12 protein-coding genes are annotated in these 17,737 nt (G+C 28.6%); 10 read left to right on the plus strand and 2 right to left on the minus strand.

Translation table 11 applies throughout. The features are described from left to right. Positions 1 to 17 precede the first annotated feature (17 nt). The 3 genes from HNP67_RS03565 to HNP67_RS03575 all read left to right on the plus strand — a co-directional run bounded on the left by HNP67_RS03565 (position 18) and on the right by HNP67_RS03575 (position 6,011). The gene (locus tag HNP67_RS03565) at positions 18 to 3,230 is read left to right on the plus strand and encodes an efflux RND transporter permease subunit (protein WP_184124995.1); all 3,213 of its coding nucleotides are present in this window, start codon (positions 18 to 20) and stop codon (positions 3,228 to 3,230) included. Position 3,231: 1 nt separating this feature from the next. After that, a complete protein-coding gene (locus HNP67_RS03570) occupies positions 3,232 to 3,540 on the plus strand; it encodes a PG0541 family transporter-associated protein (RefSeq protein WP_184124997.1) in 309 nt (102 codons plus the stop codon). Positions 3,541 to 4,118: 578 nt separating this feature from the next. Continuing rightward, positions 4,119 to 6,011 (plus strand): long-chain fatty acid--CoA ligase, encoded by a 1,893-nt coding sequence (locus HNP67_RS03575; RefSeq protein WP_184124999.1) that lies wholly within the window; start codon positions 4,119 to 4,121, stop codon positions 6,009 to 6,011. Positions 6,012 to 6,020: 9 nt separating this feature from the next. Here the strand turns inward: HNP67_RS03575 and HNP67_RS03580 are convergent, their stop codons facing one another. Next, positions 6,021 to 7,910, minus strand: coding sequence for a penicillin-binding protein (locus HNP67_RS03580; RefSeq protein ID WP_184125001.1), 1,890 nt, complete (start codon positions 7,908 to 7,910; stop codon positions 6,021 to 6,023). A 132-nt stretch (positions 7,911 to 8,042) separates the two neighbouring features. Here HNP67_RS03580 and hisS point away from each other — a divergent pair, with 132 nt between their 5' ends. Further along, a complete protein-coding gene (hisS, locus tag HNP67_RS03585) occupies positions 8,043 to 9,413 on the plus strand; it encodes a histidine--tRNA ligase (RefSeq protein ID WP_184125003.1) in 1,371 nt (456 codons plus the stop codon). A 46-nt stretch (positions 9,414 to 9,459) separates the two neighbouring features. On the opposite strand, the gene HNP67_RS03590 is transcribed toward hisS, so the two are convergent. Next, entirely contained in the window at positions 9,460 to 10,587 is a 1,128-nt protein-coding gene (locus HNP67_RS03590) for a tetratricopeptide repeat protein (protein WP_184125005.1), read from the minus strand. 183 nt (positions 10,588 to 10,770) lie between these two features. Here HNP67_RS03590 and HNP67_RS03595 point away from each other — a divergent pair, with 183 nt between their 5' ends. The 6 genes from HNP67_RS03595 to cmk are packed head-to-tail and all read left to right on the plus strand — an operon-like array spanning position 10,771 to position 17,736. Continuing rightward, a complete protein-coding gene (locus tag HNP67_RS03595) occupies positions 10,771 to 11,715 on the plus strand; it encodes a tetratricopeptide repeat protein (protein WP_184125007.1) in 945 nt (314 codons plus the stop codon). 37 nt (positions 11,716 to 11,752) lie between these two features. Further along, positions 11,753 to 14,458, plus strand: a complete 2,706-nt coding sequence (gene greA, locus HNP67_RS03600; RefSeq protein WP_184125009.1) for a transcription elongation factor GreA — start codon at positions 11,753 to 11,755, stop codon at positions 14,456 to 14,458. Positions 14,459 to 14,471: 13 nt separating this feature from the next. Then, positions 14,472 to 15,569: a recombinase RecA gene (gene recA / locus HNP67_RS03605; protein WP_184125011.1), complete on the plus strand. Its 1,098-nt coding sequence runs from the start codon at positions 14,472 to 14,474 to the stop codon at positions 15,567 to 15,569. A 14-nt stretch (positions 15,570 to 15,583) separates the two neighbouring features. Beyond that, positions 15,584 to 16,351: a hypothetical protein gene (locus HNP67_RS03610; protein WP_184125014.1), complete on the plus strand. Its 768-nt coding sequence runs from the start codon at positions 15,584 to 15,586 to the stop codon at positions 16,349 to 16,351. Then, a complete protein-coding gene (locus HNP67_RS03615) occupies positions 16,338 to 17,087 on the plus strand; it encodes a pseudouridine synthase (RefSeq protein ID WP_184125016.1) in 750 nt (249 codons plus the stop codon). Before HNP67_RS03610 ends, HNP67_RS03615 begins: the two co-directional genes overlap by 14 nt. Beyond that, a complete protein-coding gene (gene cmk / locus HNP67_RS03620; RefSeq protein ID WP_184125018.1) occupies positions 17,071 to 17,736 on the plus strand; it encodes a (d)CMP kinase in 666 nt (221 codons plus the stop codon). Before HNP67_RS03615 ends, cmk begins: the two co-directional genes overlap by 17 nt. Position 17,737: the final 1 nt, after the last annotated feature.

The following is a 17,737-nucleotide window of genomic DNA, read 5'->3' on the forward strand; positions in this document are numbered from 1 at the left end:
TTATTGGGGGATGTGTTATGTTGGTAAAGAGAATAGTTGGCAAGCCAATAACAATGTTAATTTTGTTTTCATTGTTAATGATGATAAGTTTATACACCTTTTCAAGATTAAAAGTAGACCTTTTGCCAGGAATTGATATTCCCCAAATAAGCATTCTCACTGTTTATCCTGGCGCTTCTCCTAGGGAAGTTGAAGAGAGTGTTTCTAGAATTCTTGAGAGTGGCTTGAGTTCGGTAAAAAATTTAAAAAATATATATAGCGTATCTTCTAAAGAAAGCAGCACCGTTTCACTTGAATTTTATCATGGAACCGATTTAGATTTAGTTTTAAATGAAATTAGAGATGCTCTTGAATTGGTAAAATCTTCATTGCCCAGTAAATCACAGACACCTAGAATTTTTAGATACAATCTTAAAAATATTCCTGTAATGGAAATTGTTATTAATTCTGTAAGGCCAGTTTCTGAGCTTAAAAGATATGCTGATGATATTATTAAACCTGGGCTTGAAAGGCTTGATGGAGTTGCAATTGTTACTGTTAATGGTGGAAGTAAAAAGCGTGTTTTAGTTGAAGTTTCTCAAAATAGATTGGAGTCTTATGGGCTTTCTTTGTCAAGAATATCTTCAATTATAGCATCTCAAAATTTGGAACTTTCAGCCGGCAATATATTGGAGAGCAACTTGGAATATTTGGTTGAAGTTTCTGGAAAATTTAAATCAATTGAAGAGATAGGCAATGTGGTTATAGCTTATAAGATTCCCGACATTTCTTCTGGCATAAATTCATCTCCTATTGAGATAAAGCTAAAAGATATTGCTAATATTAAAACCGATTTTGAAGATTTGTCAGAATATGTTGAATATAATGGGTTGCCTTCAATTTCTTTGTCGGTTCAAAAACGTAGTGATGCCAATTCTATTGCCGTTTCTAATGTTGTTATGAGGGAAATAGAAAAATTGAAATTATCTATGCCTAAAGATATGAGATTAGAGATTGCTTCTGATAGTACTGATTTTATTAAAGCGTCCATCTCAACTGTTGTAAATTCAGCCTATTTTGGAGCCATGCTTGCAATATTTGTTATTTTTTTCTTTTTAAGAAGCTTTAGGGCTACAATAATCATTGGAATTTCTATTCCAATAGCAATTGTTTTGACCTTTTGTTTAATGTATTTTGCAAATATTTCTCTTAATATCATGAGTCTTGCAGGGCTTGCACTTGGAATTGGGATGGTTGTTGATTGTTCAATTGTTGTAATAGACAATATATATAAATATAGACAAAAAGGGGCAAAGCTTATTTCATCTTCCATTCTCGGAGCCCAAGAAATGATGCTGCCTATTACATCCTCAACTTTTACTTCTATTTGTGTTTTTGGGCCATTTCTTATTTTCAAATCAGAACTTGGAGTATATGGAGATTTTTTTAAAGACTTTTCATTTACGATTGTTATTTCCTTGGGGGTTTCTCTTTTAGTTGCAATTTTTTTGGTTCCTGTTTTATCAAGCCATTATGTTGGTTTGTACACGAGTTTTCAAAAAAATATTAAGAATGCTTTTATTAGGAAAATTGATGCTTTTTTTGCTAGCATTTATTATTTTTTAGAATTTTTGTATATCAATTTATTAAATATAGTTTTAAATCACAAATTGATTTTTGGGTTAATTGTGTTTTTTAGTTTTGTTGGTAGTTTGCTTTTAGGATTATTGCTAGATGTGACAACTTTTGCTAGAGGCAAAGAGAACTCAATTACTATTAATTTAAATTTTCCTCATAAAACTAATTTGGAATATGTAAAATTTTATTCTAATAGATTTTTAGAAATTGTAAAAAGTGAGGCTAAGGGATATAAAAGCATTATTGCCACTTTACATGCTGATAGAATAATGTTTAATGTATTGTTTCCTCTTAAAGAAGAATCAAGAGATAAGTTAACTCAAAGCATAGATTACGATGCTATTAAATATAAAATTATGAATCGTATTGGAAATCTTTATCCTGAATTTAATATTGAGCCATCTAGTGGCAATGCTTTAGGTGGTGGAGATTCTATTAAAATTAAAATTTCGGCCAATGATTTCGAATATATAAAAGATTATGGAAAAATTTTAGTTTCCATGTTAAAAAAGGAAATTCCTGAACTTGTAAATCCAAGACTTAGTATAAGTGATTTTCAACTTCAAATTGGTGTTGAGATAGATAGAGCTCTAGCTTATAATTATGGCATTGATATGAACACCATTTTAAATGAGTTAAAAGCCAATATTAATGGTGTTGTTGCTGGGCAATATGTAGAGAATGGACTTAATTATGATATTGTGCTTAAGCTTGATAGAATGGATGTTAAAAATTTAAAAGATTTAGAAAAAATATTTATTACAAATTCATCTGGGGTTAAAATTCCTTTTTCATCAATAGCTACCTTTGAAAAAACCAATAAAGCCGAATCTATTTACAGAGAAAATCAAGCTTTAACTGTTTATCTTAATGCAGGTATTTCTCCAAATGATAATTTAACCCAAATAACCGCAAAAGTTATAGATTTTATTGATAATAAGGTGCCTCATAAAGAAGGCATAGTGCTTAAGGTTGAAGGGGAATATAATGAATTTTCAAATATCATGAATCAGTTTAAAATAATCATTATGATGGCTATTATTGTTGTGTTTGGTATTATGGCTTCTCAATTTGAATCTTTTTTAAAGCCTTTTATTATTATTTTTACAATTCCTTTAACGGCAATAGGGGTTGTGCTTATACATTTTCTTGCAGGAGAAAAACTTTCTATTTTTGCTGCAATTGGCATGCTTATGCTTGTTGGTGTTGTGGTAAATACGGGAATTGTTCTTGTAGACTATACTGGTTTATTGATCAAGAGGGGATTTGGCCTAAGAGAAGCAATTATTGAATCTTGTCGTTCAAGGCTTAGGCCAATTTTAATGTCTTCTTTGACCTCAATAATAGGGCTTATTCCAATGGCATTTTCTAGTGGAAGTGGAAATGAACTTCTTAAACCGATTGCATTTACTTTTATTGGCGGAATGACAGCCAGCACATTTCTTACTTTGTTTTTTATTCCCATGCTTTTTGAAATTTTTTCTAACATTGTTTCAAGTTTCAAATCCAGGTTAAAAAAAGTGACGTCCAATGTAGATGTTGAAAAATCATCCAAAATTAATAATTTAGATAAAAGTAGTTATGATAATTTATTTGAAGAAGATGGGGAATGATATGACTAAATTTTATAGTTATAGGATTGAAATAGTTTCTAACTTATCTTTAGAGCTTGATGTTTTTGAATGTATAGAAAAAATAGAGCAAGAGCTAGGAGAGCCCATATATTATTCTAGGATAGAAAATGTTTATGGAAAAGGCAAGAAGGGAGAAAAGCATGGTAATGGTGTTTGGCCTGAAGAAAATTTTATTTTGATTATTTATACCTCTAATCAATTTATTGTTAATCGATTAAAGGATATTGTAGATGATTTGAATCGTTCTTATCCTACAGAAGGGATTAATTTTTTTGTTTTGAGAAATTAATTCTTAAAGTCAAAATTTTATTTGCTGTTTTGATTAACAAAGGAGTAGTTAATGCTTTTTTTGAAGTTATTAATACGAGAAGCAAAAGGTGGTAATACTTCAAAAAAACTTAGAATATTATAGATAAGCAATCAAATTCATGTTGATAGGTCTTGGGCATTTTGTTTTAAATGAATTAATTTTATTTTAAAGACTATGAAAAATGTATTTCTTCTATTTATTAAGAAAAAATAAGAAGATTTTCCAGAAGAAATAGTGACTAATTGTTTTAAAGGATATAAAATAGGCTCCAAACACCGTTTTTATATTTGTGAAAATAATTGGGTAATATTTAATGTTTTAGGTATTTTGAGAAAAAAATATTAATTGCTAAAATATTAAAATTGAGACTTGCTGTTAGATTTTTAATTATTTTTTTATTAAATAATTTTTTTAAACTTTGTTTTGATTTTTTGGAGTGTTATTTTCATTGGCTTTCTATATGCTTTTTACAGCAGGAGGCTTTATGAATAATCTTTATGAATTTATGTTAATAATGATATAATAAACTATGTTAACTTTGTTAAAAGGAGGATTATATGTCAATAGCAAAGGCATTCTTTGAAGTGGCTGATCAGCAAAAAGATGAAATTGCTCAAATGTATAAAGTTTGCAATGGATATGCCCATGTTACTTATGGCGACTTAAAAAACAATGTTTTAAAGCTTGCTTCCTTTTTAAAGTCAATCAATGTTAAGCATCAAGATAAAATATTTATTTGCTCTGAGAATAGAGCCGAGTGGACCGTGATAGATTTTGCAATTTTATCTTTAGGTGCCGTTGATGTTCCAAAGGGTTCTGATGTTACTCTTTTTGAAGCTGAAATTATTTTTAATTCCGTTCTTCCAAGTGTAGTTGTTTTAGAAAATTTAAATCTTCTTGATATGTTTGTTCAAATTAAATTTACAGTAAAGCCAATATTTATTATTATTGAAAATTTAAATCAAGAAGATAGATTAAAATATAATGATTTTGAAATTTATACTTATAGCGATTGTATTTTATTTGGAGACAACTTAAGAAAAGATTCAGAAATTATTGAGATTGCAAGCAAAGTTGATTTTAATGATATGGCAACAATAATATATACTTCTGGAACAACAGGCCATCCAAAGGGGGTAATGCTCAGCCATGCTAATCTTCTTTATCAGGTTTCTAGTTTTAGTTTAATGGTTGATACGCAGGTGGGACAAATATTTATGTGTATTTTGCCAATCTGGCATTCTTTTCAAAGGTCTTTTTCTTACAATATTTTCCTTAAGGGTATGGTTTGTTTGTTTTCTACCATTGTTCCAAGGGCAATGCTTGATGATATTAAAAATATTAATCCTCATTATATTGCAGCTGTTCCTAGGCTTTGGATTGCAATAAGACAAAATATTTACAAGGAGGTTTCTAAAAAACCGTTTATTTCTAGAATGATTTTTCATTTTTTTGTAAAATCGGCATTTCTTAGTGATATTTGCTATAGGGTGGTAATGGGACTTTATCCGGACAACGGGTTTAGTTTATTTTTCCCTATAAAGAAAATTTTAGGAATATTTGGATTAATCTGTTTATTCCCTTTTAAGGCTTTGGGGAATGTTTTAATTTTTAATAAAATAAATAAGATCTTGGGCAATAATTTTGTTGTTGGGATTACTGGTGGTGGGAGTATGCCATTGTCTGCTGTTAGATTTTTTAATTCAATTGGCATTGAACTTGCCAATGCTTATGGATTGACAGAAACTTCACCCGGAGTAGCTTCTAATAAGCATAAAAAAGTGATTATTGGGACTTGTGGTAAAATTTTACCTGGAACTGTCGCTGAGATTAGAGATGCCGATGGGAATAATCTTAAAAAACCCGGAAAGGGAATTTTGTTTGTAAAAGGGCCTCAAGTAATGCTTGGATATTACAAGGATAAAGAAGCAACTTGTAGGATTATTGGTTCTGATGGGTTTTTAAATACAGGTGATATTGCAAAATTGTCTAAGGATAATGTTGTTCAAATTATTGGTCGGGAAAAAGATACAATTGTTTTAAATAATGGAGAGAATGTTGAGCCTGCTCCAATTGAGATTAAGCTTGAAGAATCAGCATTAATAGAAAAAGCGGTTGTTGTAGGCCAAGATCAAAAATTCTTAGGCGCTCTTATTCTTCCAAATTTTGAAGAAATAAATAAATATCTAGAAAGTGTTGGGCAAAAAATTTTTGATGCTAATAATAGGCGTCAAATTATTGTAAATAATATTGTTCTTAAGGCTATAAATGATGAAATAAAAAAATTAATCAATAAAGCTAATGGATTTAAGCCTTTTGAGCAGATATTAAAGTTTGCTCTTTTAGAAAAACCATTTGAAGTTGGTAAAGAAATGTCGATTAAAATGGACATTAAGCGAAGCTATATTTTGAATTTTTATAAAAATGAAATTAAAAATTTATTTATTTAATTAACCCAATTATTTTAAATACAGTTCAAGCTCTGCTATATCTTCTAATTTTGTATTGGGGGATATGCTTTGCTTGTAAACAAATCCTTCGCCATTTATTTTTATTTTCATAGTATTTTCATAGTATTTTAGTATTTCTATTACTTCTCTTTTGGAAAGGTTGATAAAATTTGGCAAATATGTTTTGTTTTTATAATTAGTTTCAGTTTTAGGGATCTTAATTTTTGATGGCATTTTAATTTTTTTATATGCCATTGTATTTTGTTGGTGCTCAATAAATTCTATTATTTCTTTTGCCATTGGAGCCGCTATTCTTGTTCCGTATATTATTTTTTTTGGGTATCTGTATACAATATAAATAATATATTTTGGTTGTTCTGTAGGGTATATTGCCAATATAGAGGATGTATAGTCTTCTTCTGAGTATTTGCCCGTTTTCCTATCAATAGCTTGAGATGTTCCGCTTTTTGCAGAAATATCAAGATTTTTAATTTTAAGATTTGGAATTCCACCTTTATTTACAACTTCTCTCATCATTTTTAAAACTTTTTGTGCTGAACTTTTGGATATTACTCTTCTTATTTCTTCTTTATCAAATTCTTTAATATTTTCTTCTTTATCGTTGCTTATTTTTTTTATTATTCTAGGTTTTAACATTATTCCATTATTGCCTAGTATACTTGCAGCTTGTAATATTTGAATCGCTGACACTCCTATTTCTTGTCCAAATCCAATTGTAGCTTTACTTCGTCCTGACCATTTTAAATAATGATTTAAAAGTCCCTTTGTTTCTCCGGGGAATGGAAATCCAACTTTTTCTCCAAACCCAAAATCTAAAAGTTTTTTATAAAAGTATTCATTGCTAACTTTTTCAGTAATGTAAGCTATTCCAACATTTGATGAATAAATTAAAATCTCTGTAGAGTTGATATATTTATAGGGAGGATTTAATGTTTTGATTGTAATTTTTTCTCCTGATGGAAATTGTTTTTGATATATTCCATTGTCTAAAAATTTTTCTTCTAAATTTAATTTTCCACTTTCTAATATTATTGCAACTGTAAAAATTTTATTAATGCTTCCAGGCTCATAGGTTAGAGATGATGAAAGGTTTTTTCGTATTTCTTCAGGATATTCAGAATAAAAGTTTGCATCGTATTGAGGAAATTGAACCATGGACAATATTTCTCCATTTTGGGAGTTCATTACTAAAGTAATTAAACTTTCAGGATTATTTTCTTTAAAGTATTTTTTAGCTATTTTGCTAACACCTTGTTGTAGATTCATATCTATTGTTAAGTAGATATTATTTGTTTCTAGCTCTTGATTTAAAAATTGTTGTTTTGTTTTATCTTTTCCCAATATGCTATTTAGAGAAAATTCAATGCCCTCAAGGCCAAGATTATCTGTTCCTACAAAACCGGTAATATTGCTTGTGGTATGTCTAAAGGGATAAATTCTTGTATAATCAGGATATAAAGCAATGTTAGAAAGTCTACCCTCGGCTTGGATTCTTTTTATTAAATCTGATTCTTCCCTTTTTATTTTTCTTTTTATATATAAAAATCCTTTGTTAGAAGAAAGCTTTTCCTTTAAAATTCTTGAATCAATTTGGAGTATTGCTCCAAGAGTTTCAGATGTGCTTACAATATTTTCTATTTTTTGAGGATTTGTTCCGATTGAGTAGGACTTTGAAGAGAATGCTATTGGTTTGCCATTTCTATCGTAAATTGCTCCTCTTTTGGCAATATCATTTGACTTTAAAGATATCATGTTGTCTGGACTGTTATTGAAAACCATTAGTGTGAAATATTTGTAAATAGTTAACAAAGTTATTCCTAAGAAGATTGTTAATATTGTTTTTGCTCGATACTTGTTATTAAGTATTCTTTTGGTCATGAATTTTGGACCTCTTAAATTATTTTATGACTATATAAAAGAAAAAATTATTCATTTTTTTTTGCATCTATATTATTATATGTTATTATATTCTGAAAAAGTAAATTACTATATAGCAGAGGGCACAATATAATGGATATTAAAACTTTAAAAGGCTTTAAAGATTATTTACCTAAGGATTCTTTGATTCGAATTCATATTGTTAGGCAGATATTTAGCGTTCTTAATTCTTATAATTTTGACTTAATAGATACTCCAGTTCTTGAATATTCAGATTTGCTTTTGAAAAAGAGTGGGGATGAAACCGAAAAGCAAATTTATAGGTTTAAGGATAATGGAGGTAGAGATGTTTCCATGCGATTTGATTTAACCGTGCCTTTTGCCAGATTTGTTGCTACAAATATTTCTAATTTAAAATTCCCTTTCAGACGTTCTCAATTTGGAAAAGTTTTCAGAGGAGAAAATTCTCAAAAGGGTAGATACAGAGAGTTTATGCAATTCGATTTTGATATAGTTGGAGAGGATAGTTTTAGGGGCGATGCTGAGATTCTTTCTGTTGTATATTATGGTCTTGAAGAGATTTTTTTGAATTTTATAGAAGGCATTAATAAAAAATTTATTATTCATTATTCTCATCTTGGTATATTGAATTCTTTTTTTGAAAAATTGGGACTTAAAGAAAAATCTATTTTTATTTTAAGAAATATTGATAAAATAGATAAAATAGGAATTGACAAGGTTAAAGAAGCGTTGCTTCTTGAGATTGAAAAAGAAGCAGTAGATTCAATCTTAAGTTTAGTGAGCTTGCGAGGCGCTTTTAAAGACAAAATACAAGCTTTAAAAAGTATTTTAGGCGATAATGAGGCTGTCAAGAGAGTAGAAGATGTTTTCCAGCATCTTAGTTTGTTAAAAATTCAAGATTCTTTTAACCTAAATCTTAAAATATCGAGGGGGCTTGATTATTATACAGGGATTGTTTTTGAATCTGAGGTGTTTGGTAGCAATATGGGTAGTGTTTGTAGTGGGGGAAGATATGATAATTTGGTTTCTTCGTTTTCAACCTCTATTCAAAAAGTTTCAGGAGTTGGGGGATCTTTTGGTGTTGACAGAATAAAGGATATAATTGATCTTGAAAAGTTTAGTTATATTAAAATATTTGTCACTAAGGCTAGATCTAAAGTTTTGATTGTAAATTTAGACAGTGCTTTGCAAAATTATTATTATGAACTTGCTACTAGGTTTAGAAATCATGATTATTCCAAGGTTAAAAATATTTCTTGTGAAGTTTATTTTAAAAATAAAAATGGTAAAAATATTAAAGAGCAAATAGAATATGCTTTAAGCAAAGAAATAAGATTTTTAATTTTTGTTGGTCAAGAAGAATATAAAGAAAATAAAATGAAAGTAAGAGATTTAACAAAAAAAGAAGAGTTGCTACTTTCTTTTGAAGAATCAATAAATCTTATTAAATGTAATGAAAAGTTATTGTGCACCCCTTTTTAATCTTAAATGTTAATTATTTTTTAAAATTTTGGCAAAGATATTAGGATCAATTTGCATTTTTATCTATTTTTCTAATTGTTATTGCATTTAGGGTAAGTTTATTCTTTTTGTATTCTATTTGTCCAAGTATTTCAACATGGTCTTTAAAATCAATATCAATATCAAAGGTTGTTTTTGCTGGAATAATTCCCGAGAGTACATTTTTGTTGTATCCTACATAAAAGTCAAATTGAATTATGTTGTCTTTTTTTTCAATGTTATTTACTACTCCTTCCCATTTTACATATACGTTTGAATATATTGATGGATCTTTTTTAATATCTTTTAGGTTTAGATGTTCATTGAAGCTAATGAAATCTGGTCTTGAGATAAAACTTGCAAGATTTTTGGCTTTTAGTTTAATAGATTCTGATGCATTTGAATTTAATATTTTATTTATTTCTACTCTTGCAAAATTATCTTTTCCTTTTTTCAAATAAATTTTTATTTTTTCGAAAGAATTTTTAATTTCGTCGCTGGTTAGTATTAATATGAATTGGCCTTCTTCATTTTTTATTTTTTCTTTGTTATTTATTTTAATGTCATCAATGTAAGCAGCAATATTGTTTAAATTTTTGTTTATTTCTGCTTTTAGATTTGCAGATGTTGTTGTTTTTTGTTCATAAAAAATAAAATAGATTGCTAACATTGAAATAAATATAATTCCCCCCATGATAATTATTATGATTAACTTTGTTAAATTTTTATCAGGCATTGCTTTAATTGTTGGGAACAATTTTTCATATAGGTTGTTATTTTTTAAAAAGGCAGAACCTTTGATAGGATTTTTTCTAATAATTTCAAGAGACAGCTCTGACCTATCTACTTCTTGATTTTCTTCTATCATTTTAAGCCATATCTGAATAGCTTTTTCTTCTTTTCCTTGGCTTACTAAAAGTATAGCAATAGCCTGCTTTATATTTGGTTCACTTGGATTTAAAGTGTAAGCTTTTTTAAGATATGTTTGAGCATTGCCAAGGTTTCCAATACGAAGATAAGACATTCCCAAGACATAGTGATACAAATAGTAATTTTTGTAGAAAAAAATTTCTTTTTCAAGGAGTTTTATTGCTTGTGAATATTTTTTTGAATTATAGTAATAAATAGACTTATTGATAATTTTATTAGGTTCCATATAGCTAGAATTTGACCCCACAATTTTCTTTTTAATATTATAATATAAGATTTTATTTTAAAAGAATAATAAATAAAATATTGTTATTTTGCCCTAATTTCTTGTTTGACTAAAAATTGATAAATGATATAATTGTATAAAGTGTAACGGGGGTTTTTATATATTGTTTAAAATGGTGGGGATGTGTCATCAGAAAGAATCGTTGAATTGATTAAAGAGATTTATTTAGATTTTAGAAGAGGCAATTTCAAAGAAGCTTTAGTAAAATCCGAAGAGGCCCATTCTCTTGATTTTGATAATATTGAAATTCTAACAGCTTTGAAAAGTTCTGTGTATTGGAATGGTCAAGTTGAAAGCCTTGATAGGATAGGGCAAGATTATGAAAAGGCAGAGTTTTTAATAAGAGAGTGGAATAATTTTGCAGGACGATATTTGAAAAAGATGGGCTTTAATTTTTTACAAGGTCGCAATTCTATAAAATATTTTGTGTTTCAGACCTGTCTTTATATATATAAAAATATATACAAAATGCATCCAGAAAATTTGGATCTTTTAATAAAAATTGCTAAGTCTTATAAAGGTATGGGAAATTACGAGAGAGCAATAAATGTTTTTTTGCAAATATTAGGAGATTTTAAAGATAATTCAGATGTTGTTGCAGAGCTTGCTGATTCTTATGCGTTGGTTGATGAAATTAAAGAGGCTAAAGTCTTATTCAGAGAAGCTTTTTTTATCAATCCTCAAAAGATAGATATATATTCTCTTGAGTCTGATATGATTTTAAAATTAATAGATCTTATTAAGTCTGACAGAGATATTTCAGATGATCTTATAAAAGAATGGATTCCTGTTTATGGCTCTCTTAATGGTGTTTTTAATATTAAAAGAGAGTTAAGGCCTATAGAGCTTGGACAGCTAAAGCAGTCTGTTTACAGTTTGCGTAATGAACTTAAAGAAAAGTCTTATAGATCAATAAATGAGAGCATATTGCTTCCTAGGCTTATTAATAAATATTTTTGGCTTATTGATCATTATGTAAGGATAAAAGAAGATAGAGCACGTATTGATGAGATTTTGTTATATATAAAAGAAATAGACCTGGGTATTTATCAACAGTATGTAAATTAGTTGCTTGATGCTAAAAAATCGATATTAGGAGAGTTTGATGTCTAATATTACTACCATAGAGAAATTAGATAGTATTTTACAAGAAGATAAGTGGACAAGAATAGTTGTTAATAATTATTCTCTTGCCAAAATAAAAGAATTGGATGATTTGATAGACAATATAATTGATGAGGGGTTAACAGAGGATGTGCTTGATATTTGCGGCAGGCATTTAAAGGACGTTAAAAAAAGCATAGCAGGTCTTTATATTTCTGGAATGCTCATATATAGTAGGCGACCTTTAAATGATATGAATTTGCTTGCTGTTATTGATTTGTTTTCTCAAAATTTAAAATGGGCTCTTGTTGAGCATATATGCAATGAAATGCTTTTAATTTCTGAGAATAAGCACGCTCTTTATACTCTTGCAAAAATATATGCTCAGAACAATGAAAATGATAAGCTTCCAAGTATTTGGACTAGAATTATTGAAGCAGATATTGATGACACTGTGTTTGTTAGACAACTTGCTACTTATTATGAAACTATTGATTTGCAAAAGTCAATTTTCTATTTTAGAAAAGCTATTTATCGTTTTATTGATAAAAAACAAATGTCGGGAATCAGGGAAGTATGGGCTAAGCTTATTCATTATGTTTCAGGTGATTTTGATTCTTTTTTGCTTATTTTACAAAAAATTGAAAAAGATCTTGGATTTAAAAAGGCTATAGTTCTTTATGAGGATTTATTTGATCATTATTCTTTGACTGATAATGTTGATGAGACAATAGAAATTTTAAAAGGTATTTTAAAGCTTGATAACAAAAATCATAAGGCAAGAGAAAATTTAGTTAAATTTTTAAGAGAAAGGTATAAAGATGTTAAAAATATTGAGGATTATCTTTTAAAGTCTGATATTGAAAACTTAGATAAAAATTTTGTTGATGTATATTTAGACTTTGAAAAATATTTGTTTTTTGCAAAGGGTAATTTTGTTTATCATCAGACTTGGTCTGTTGGAATAGTAAGGGATGTAAATGACAATGGCATTATGGTTGATTTTGTTTCCAAAAGAGGCCATTTTATTGGGTTTGATATGGCTATGTCGGCTTTGTCTCCTCTTGGCAGAGAAGATATTAGAGTATTAAAGGCTGTAACGCCTAGAGAGGAACTTGCAGATAGAGTAAAAAAAGATATTGAGTGGGCTATAAAGGTTATTATAAAAAGTTATAAAGCTATTGATTTAAAGGGAATAAAAAAAGAGTTGGTGCCAAGCTTGATGACTCAAAGTTCGTGGAATTCATGGAGTTTGAAAGCAAAGCAAATTTTAAAGGATAATCCCCATTTTGTTATGGATTCTGGCAAGCTTGATTGCTATATATATAATGAGAGATCTTCCAATTTAAATGAAAAAATGTATGATAAATTTAAGATTGAGAAAGATTTTTATAAAAGATACGAGATATTTATAAACTATTGTAATGTTAAGGGAATTGTTAAGGATTTACATATTGAAGAAGAGATGCTTAACTATTTTTTAATTTATGTTAACAATTTTACAAAAGTCGATCATCATGTTATAAGCTCTTACGTTATTCTTAAATCTTTAGGTAATTTTTCTGAAGAATTGTCATCAAAAGTTAATATAGAAAAAGATGTTAATTTAGAATCTCTTTTAAAAGAGTATCCAAAAGGGATAGTGGATCTTTTTAATTCAATTTTGAATGCAGAAATCAAAAAAGAATTAGTTGCTTTAATTAAAAAAGAGCTTAGCAATTGGATTTTGTACTACAAAGAACTTTTTCCTCATTCTGTTAATAAGAGATTGGTTGAATCACTTTATAAAGAAGATCCCAGAGAAGTGGAAAAATTATTTAATTATGTTATAAAAAATTATAAGATCTATAAAGATGCTTATATTTGGATTTTGAAGCACTGTAAAACTTATTCTATAGAACTGAGTTATTCAGATTCAGATCTTTTATCTAATTTGATTAAAATTTTAACAGATAGTGTTATCAAAATTAATAATAAAAATAATTCTGTTGCAAGTAAAAGAATTTATAAAATGGTAATTAATCTTTTAGTTAAAGATGGATATCTTAAATCGGTCTTAGAGGTTGCAAGAGATGAAGAATTTGCAAAAAGAGTTTATATGACTTGTTTTTATGTAAAAGATTTCCCCCCAAAGGATCTTTTAGAGATTAAATCAATAATAAGGCAATTATTTGATTCGGTTGAGTTTGAAGATGAAAAGATGCAGCTTGCAGGCGAGAGAATGGAAATTGGATTTTTAACCATATTAAGTTCTTTGAACAAAAAGCAAAAAGAGCTTAAGCATTTAAAGGAAGTTGAAATTCCAGAAAATTCAAAAGAAATTGGAAAAGCTCGTGAACTTGGTGATTTAAAAGAAAATGCTGAATATCATTCTGCTAAGGAAAAACAACAGTTTTTGACAAAAAGATTAAACTCCTTAATGTTGGAAATAGAGAATGCGAAAGTTATAGATACTAAGGATCTTCAAAGTTCTGTTGTTGGTTTTGGGACGAAGGTTATCATTTTAAATGAAGCTACAGGTAAAGATGAATCTTATTTGATACTTGGACCTTGGGAATCAAACCCCGATGAAGGCATTATTTCATATAAATCGCCTTTTGGAGAAAATTTACTTGATTCTAAGGAAGGGGATAGTCTCAATTTTGTTATAAATAATACTAACTTTAAATATTTTGTAAAGAAAATAGAACCTATAAAATTTAGCTAGGAAAAATTTAAGAATGTCAAAGTTAAAAGAAAAAAGGGAAAAAGTTGTTGTTGGCACAGAAAGAGCAAATAAAGAGGAAGCTATTGAGCTTGCAAGAGTTCAAATAGAAAAAGCTTTTGGAAAGGGAAGTCTTATTAAGATGGGAGAATCTCCTGTCGGAAAGGGTATAAAGATTATGTCAAGTGGATCTATTGTATTAGATGAGGCTCTTGGCATTGGTGGATATCCTAGGGGGCGCATAATAGAAATTTTTGGTCCCGAGTCGTCTGGCAAAACTACTTTGACTCTTCAAGCGATTGCCGAGGTACAAAAAGAGGGGGGGATAGCTGCTTTTATTGACGCTGAGCATGCTCTTGATCCTGTTTATGCAAAAGCCTTAGGAGTTAATGTTGCAGAACTTTGGCTTAGTCAGCCCGATACTGGAGAGCAAGCCCTTGAAATTGCTGAGCATTTAATCAGAAGTGGTGGTGTTGATTTAATTGTAGTTGATTCTGTAGCAGCTTTAACTCCTAAATTAGAGATAGATGGAGAAATGGGAGATTCTCAGATTGGTCTTCAAGCGAGGCTAATGAGTAAAGCTCTTAGGAAGATTACTGGTATACTTTCCAAATCCAATGCTTGCATTATGTTTATTAATCAAATAAGGATGAGGATTGGTGTTATGTTTGGCAATCCCGAGACTACTACTGGCGGGAATGCTTTAAAGTTTTATGCATCTCTTAGGCTTGAGGTTCGAAAGATCGAACAAGTAACCAGATCAAGCTCAAGTGATGATGTTATTGGCAATAAGATTAGAGTTAAGATTGTGAAGAATAAGGTTGCTCCACCTTTTCGTAAAGTAGAATTGATAATTTATTTTGGGAAAGGTATTTCAAGAGAAGCTGGTATTTTAGATGCCGCTATTAAGCATAATTTAATACAAAAAACAGGTTCTTGGTATTCATTGGGAGATAATAAGTTGGGACAGGGGAGAGAGAGTGTTATTGAGTATCTTAGTAAAGAAGTAGCACTTGCAAATGATTTGGATAAGAGACTTAGAGAAATAATTTTTAATAATTTTGATCAAGAGGATGATAATTTTATTGAATTTAAAGAAGATAAATCTGAGTAATATGGAAAATTTAAATGTCTGAATTGGATAGTTACTCTATCAGTCTTGATAATTTTACAGGCGGAATAGAGCTTTTTTTTGAATATGTTAGTATGAATAGGCATATTCTGAGGACTTTGAGTTTAAATCCAATAATTGAAGAATTTATAGCTGTTTCAGATGACCTTAACATAAGCATTAGGGGATTGCTTGATTTTTTTTGTCTTGCCAATGATTTGTTTTATTGGAAAACTCAAATTTTATTTCCACTGAAGCTTGAATACAAAGATAAAGTTGAGCGCAAAGTTATTCAAAGCTTAGTATTTTATAGCAAAAATAGAGAAAATGAAAAATTACAATTAAATCAAACAAAGAATTTTAAATTCTATGACTCAAAAATTATTGAAGAGTTTATTTCTGGTGATAGTGATAATTTTGTTAAAAATATTAATTCTATTGCTAATGATAATAATAAAAAGAAAAATTTGAAGAGAAAGTCTGGCGCATTAAAGAAAAAAGTTATTAATAAAAATTTTTTGTGTGATGAAAAATTTAAAGTTGTTTACAATAAATATGAATTGAAAATTTTTGAAAAAAAGATGAAAATTATTTCTATTTTAAATAAAGAGAGCAGTGTAATTTTTGATTCTCTTTTAGATTTTAATGCCGATAATTATTCTTTTGAGAGATTTTCTTATTTTTTAGTATCTCTTGAGTGCAAAATGCTTAATATTGTAAATTTAGGATATTTGAATCATAAATTAGTATTGTATCGAGGTTGTAAAATTAATGATTGCACTTAAAACCCTAAGAGTTCACGTTTTTTTAGCTGAAAAGGGAGTAGGGTCAAGAAGATTTTGTGAGGAGCTGATAAGAAAGAAGCTTATAAGAGTTAATAACGCTATTGCTAAGCTTGGAGATAAAGTAGCTTTAGGAGATAGAATAATTTATAAAAAACAGATATTTGTTTTTAAAGATTTACAAAGTAATAATAAAATTTATTTAGCTCTTAATAAGCCTAGAAATTATTTATGTTCTAATTTTGATGTTAATGGGAGAAAGTTGGCAATATCTTTGGTTCAGCCTTTATTTAAAGAGCGTGTTTTTTCAATTGGAAGACTTGATTTTAAAAGTTCTGGACTTTTATTATTCACCAATGATGGTAAATTTGCAAATGATATTATTCATCCTAGGCAAAAAGTTGAAAGAGAATATATTATTGAGTCAAAAAAAGATATTGATGAAAATTTGCTTGTTTCTTTTAAATCGGGTATAAAGGTAAAAAAAGAATTTTTTAAATTAAAATCTTATGAAATTTTAAATAAAAATTCTGCTAGATTGATTTTAGACGAAGGGAAAAATAGAGAAATAAGAAAAGTGTTTTTGAGTAAAAATATTTTTTTAAAAAAAATACATAGAATTAGAATTGGCAATATTAATTTGGATAGTTTAAGGGAAGGTCAAGTAAAAATTGTTCCTTTATCTAAGATAAATAGTTTGAAATCCAAGCTGGAGAAATTAAATGATAATAGGAATTGATGGGCCTTCAGCATCAGGAAAAAGCTCAATTGCAAGAGAGCTTGGTGTAAGGCTGAACTATAAATTTATCAGTTCTGGACATCTTTATAGAATAATAACTTTAATTGCTCAAAGATCTCTTATGGGTGGCAGCGATTTTATTAGTGAGAATAGTCTTTTAAATTTGATTCTTGAGAATGATATAAGTTTTAACAATTCTACCTTTTTGCTTAATGGGGAGAATGTTGAAAATCAAATTTTAAACGATAAGATTGATTTTCAAGTTTCTTTTTATTCTTCTTATATTAGAATAAGAAACATTGTGAATAAAAAATTAAGAGAGGTTGTTAAATTTAGCGATGATAATTATATAATAGAAGGTAGAGATATTACTACTGTAGTTTTTCCAGAATCTGAATTTAAAATATATCTTGATGCTTCTGTTAAAGTTCGAGCTTTAAGGCGATATAAGCAAAGAAATGGGAATGAGACTTTAGAAGAATTAGAGCGTACTCTTAAAAGAAGAGATGATGTTGACAAGAAAAAACAATATGGTAAGTTAAAATTATCAAAAGGGGTTTTTTACCTTGATACAAGCTACAAAGGATTAGACGATGTGTGTAATATTATAATAGAAAAGTTTAATTTGAAAAAAGTAAGAGAGAGGTGAG

It is taken from the genome of Borreliella californiensis, from assembly GCF_014205885.1.
In the GTDB taxonomy this organism is placed as follows: domain Bacteria; phylum Spirochaetota; class Spirochaetia; order Borreliales; family Borreliaceae; genus Borreliella; species Borreliella californiensis.

Bases quoted from the DNA above. Each gene is read 5' to 3' on its own strand.
- HNP67_RS03565 (WP_184124995.1), top strand. From the start codon at position 18: ATGTTGGTAAAGAGAATAGTTGGCAAGCCAATAACAATGTTAATTTTG.
- HNP67_RS03570 (WP_184124997.1), top strand. From the start codon at position 3,232: ATGACTAAATTTTATAGTTATAGGATTGAAATAGTTTCTAACTTATCT.
- HNP67_RS03575 (WP_184124999.1), top strand. From the start codon at position 4,119: ATGTCAATAGCAAAGGCATTCTTTGAAGTGGCTGATCAGCAAAAAGAT.
- HNP67_RS03580 (WP_184125001.1), bottom strand. From the start codon at position 7,910: ATGACCAAAAGAATACTTAATAACAAGTATCGAGCAAAAACAATATTA.
- hisS (WP_184125003.1), top strand. From the start codon at position 8,043: ATGGATATTAAAACTTTAAAAGGCTTTAAAGATTATTTACCTAAGGAT.
- HNP67_RS03590 (WP_184125005.1), bottom strand. From the start codon at position 10,587: ATGGAACCTAATAAAATTATCAATAAGTCTATTTATTACTATAATTCA.
- greA (WP_184125009.1), top strand. From the start codon at position 11,753: ATGTCTAATATTACTACCATAGAGAAATTAGATAGTATTTTACAAGAA.
- recA (WP_184125011.1), top strand. From the start codon at position 14,472: ATGTCAAAGTTAAAAGAAAAAAGGGAAAAAGTTGTTGTTGGCACAGAA.
- HNP67_RS03610 (WP_184125014.1), top strand. From the start codon at position 15,584: ATGTCTGAATTGGATAGTTACTCTATCAGTCTTGATAATTTTACAGGC.
- HNP67_RS03615 (WP_184125016.1), top strand. From the start codon at position 16,338: ATGATTGCACTTAAAACCCTAAGAGTTCACGTTTTTTTAGCTGAAAAG.
- cmk (WP_184125018.1), top strand. From the start codon at position 17,071: ATGATAATAGGAATTGATGGGCCTTCAGCATCAGGAAAAAGCTCAATT.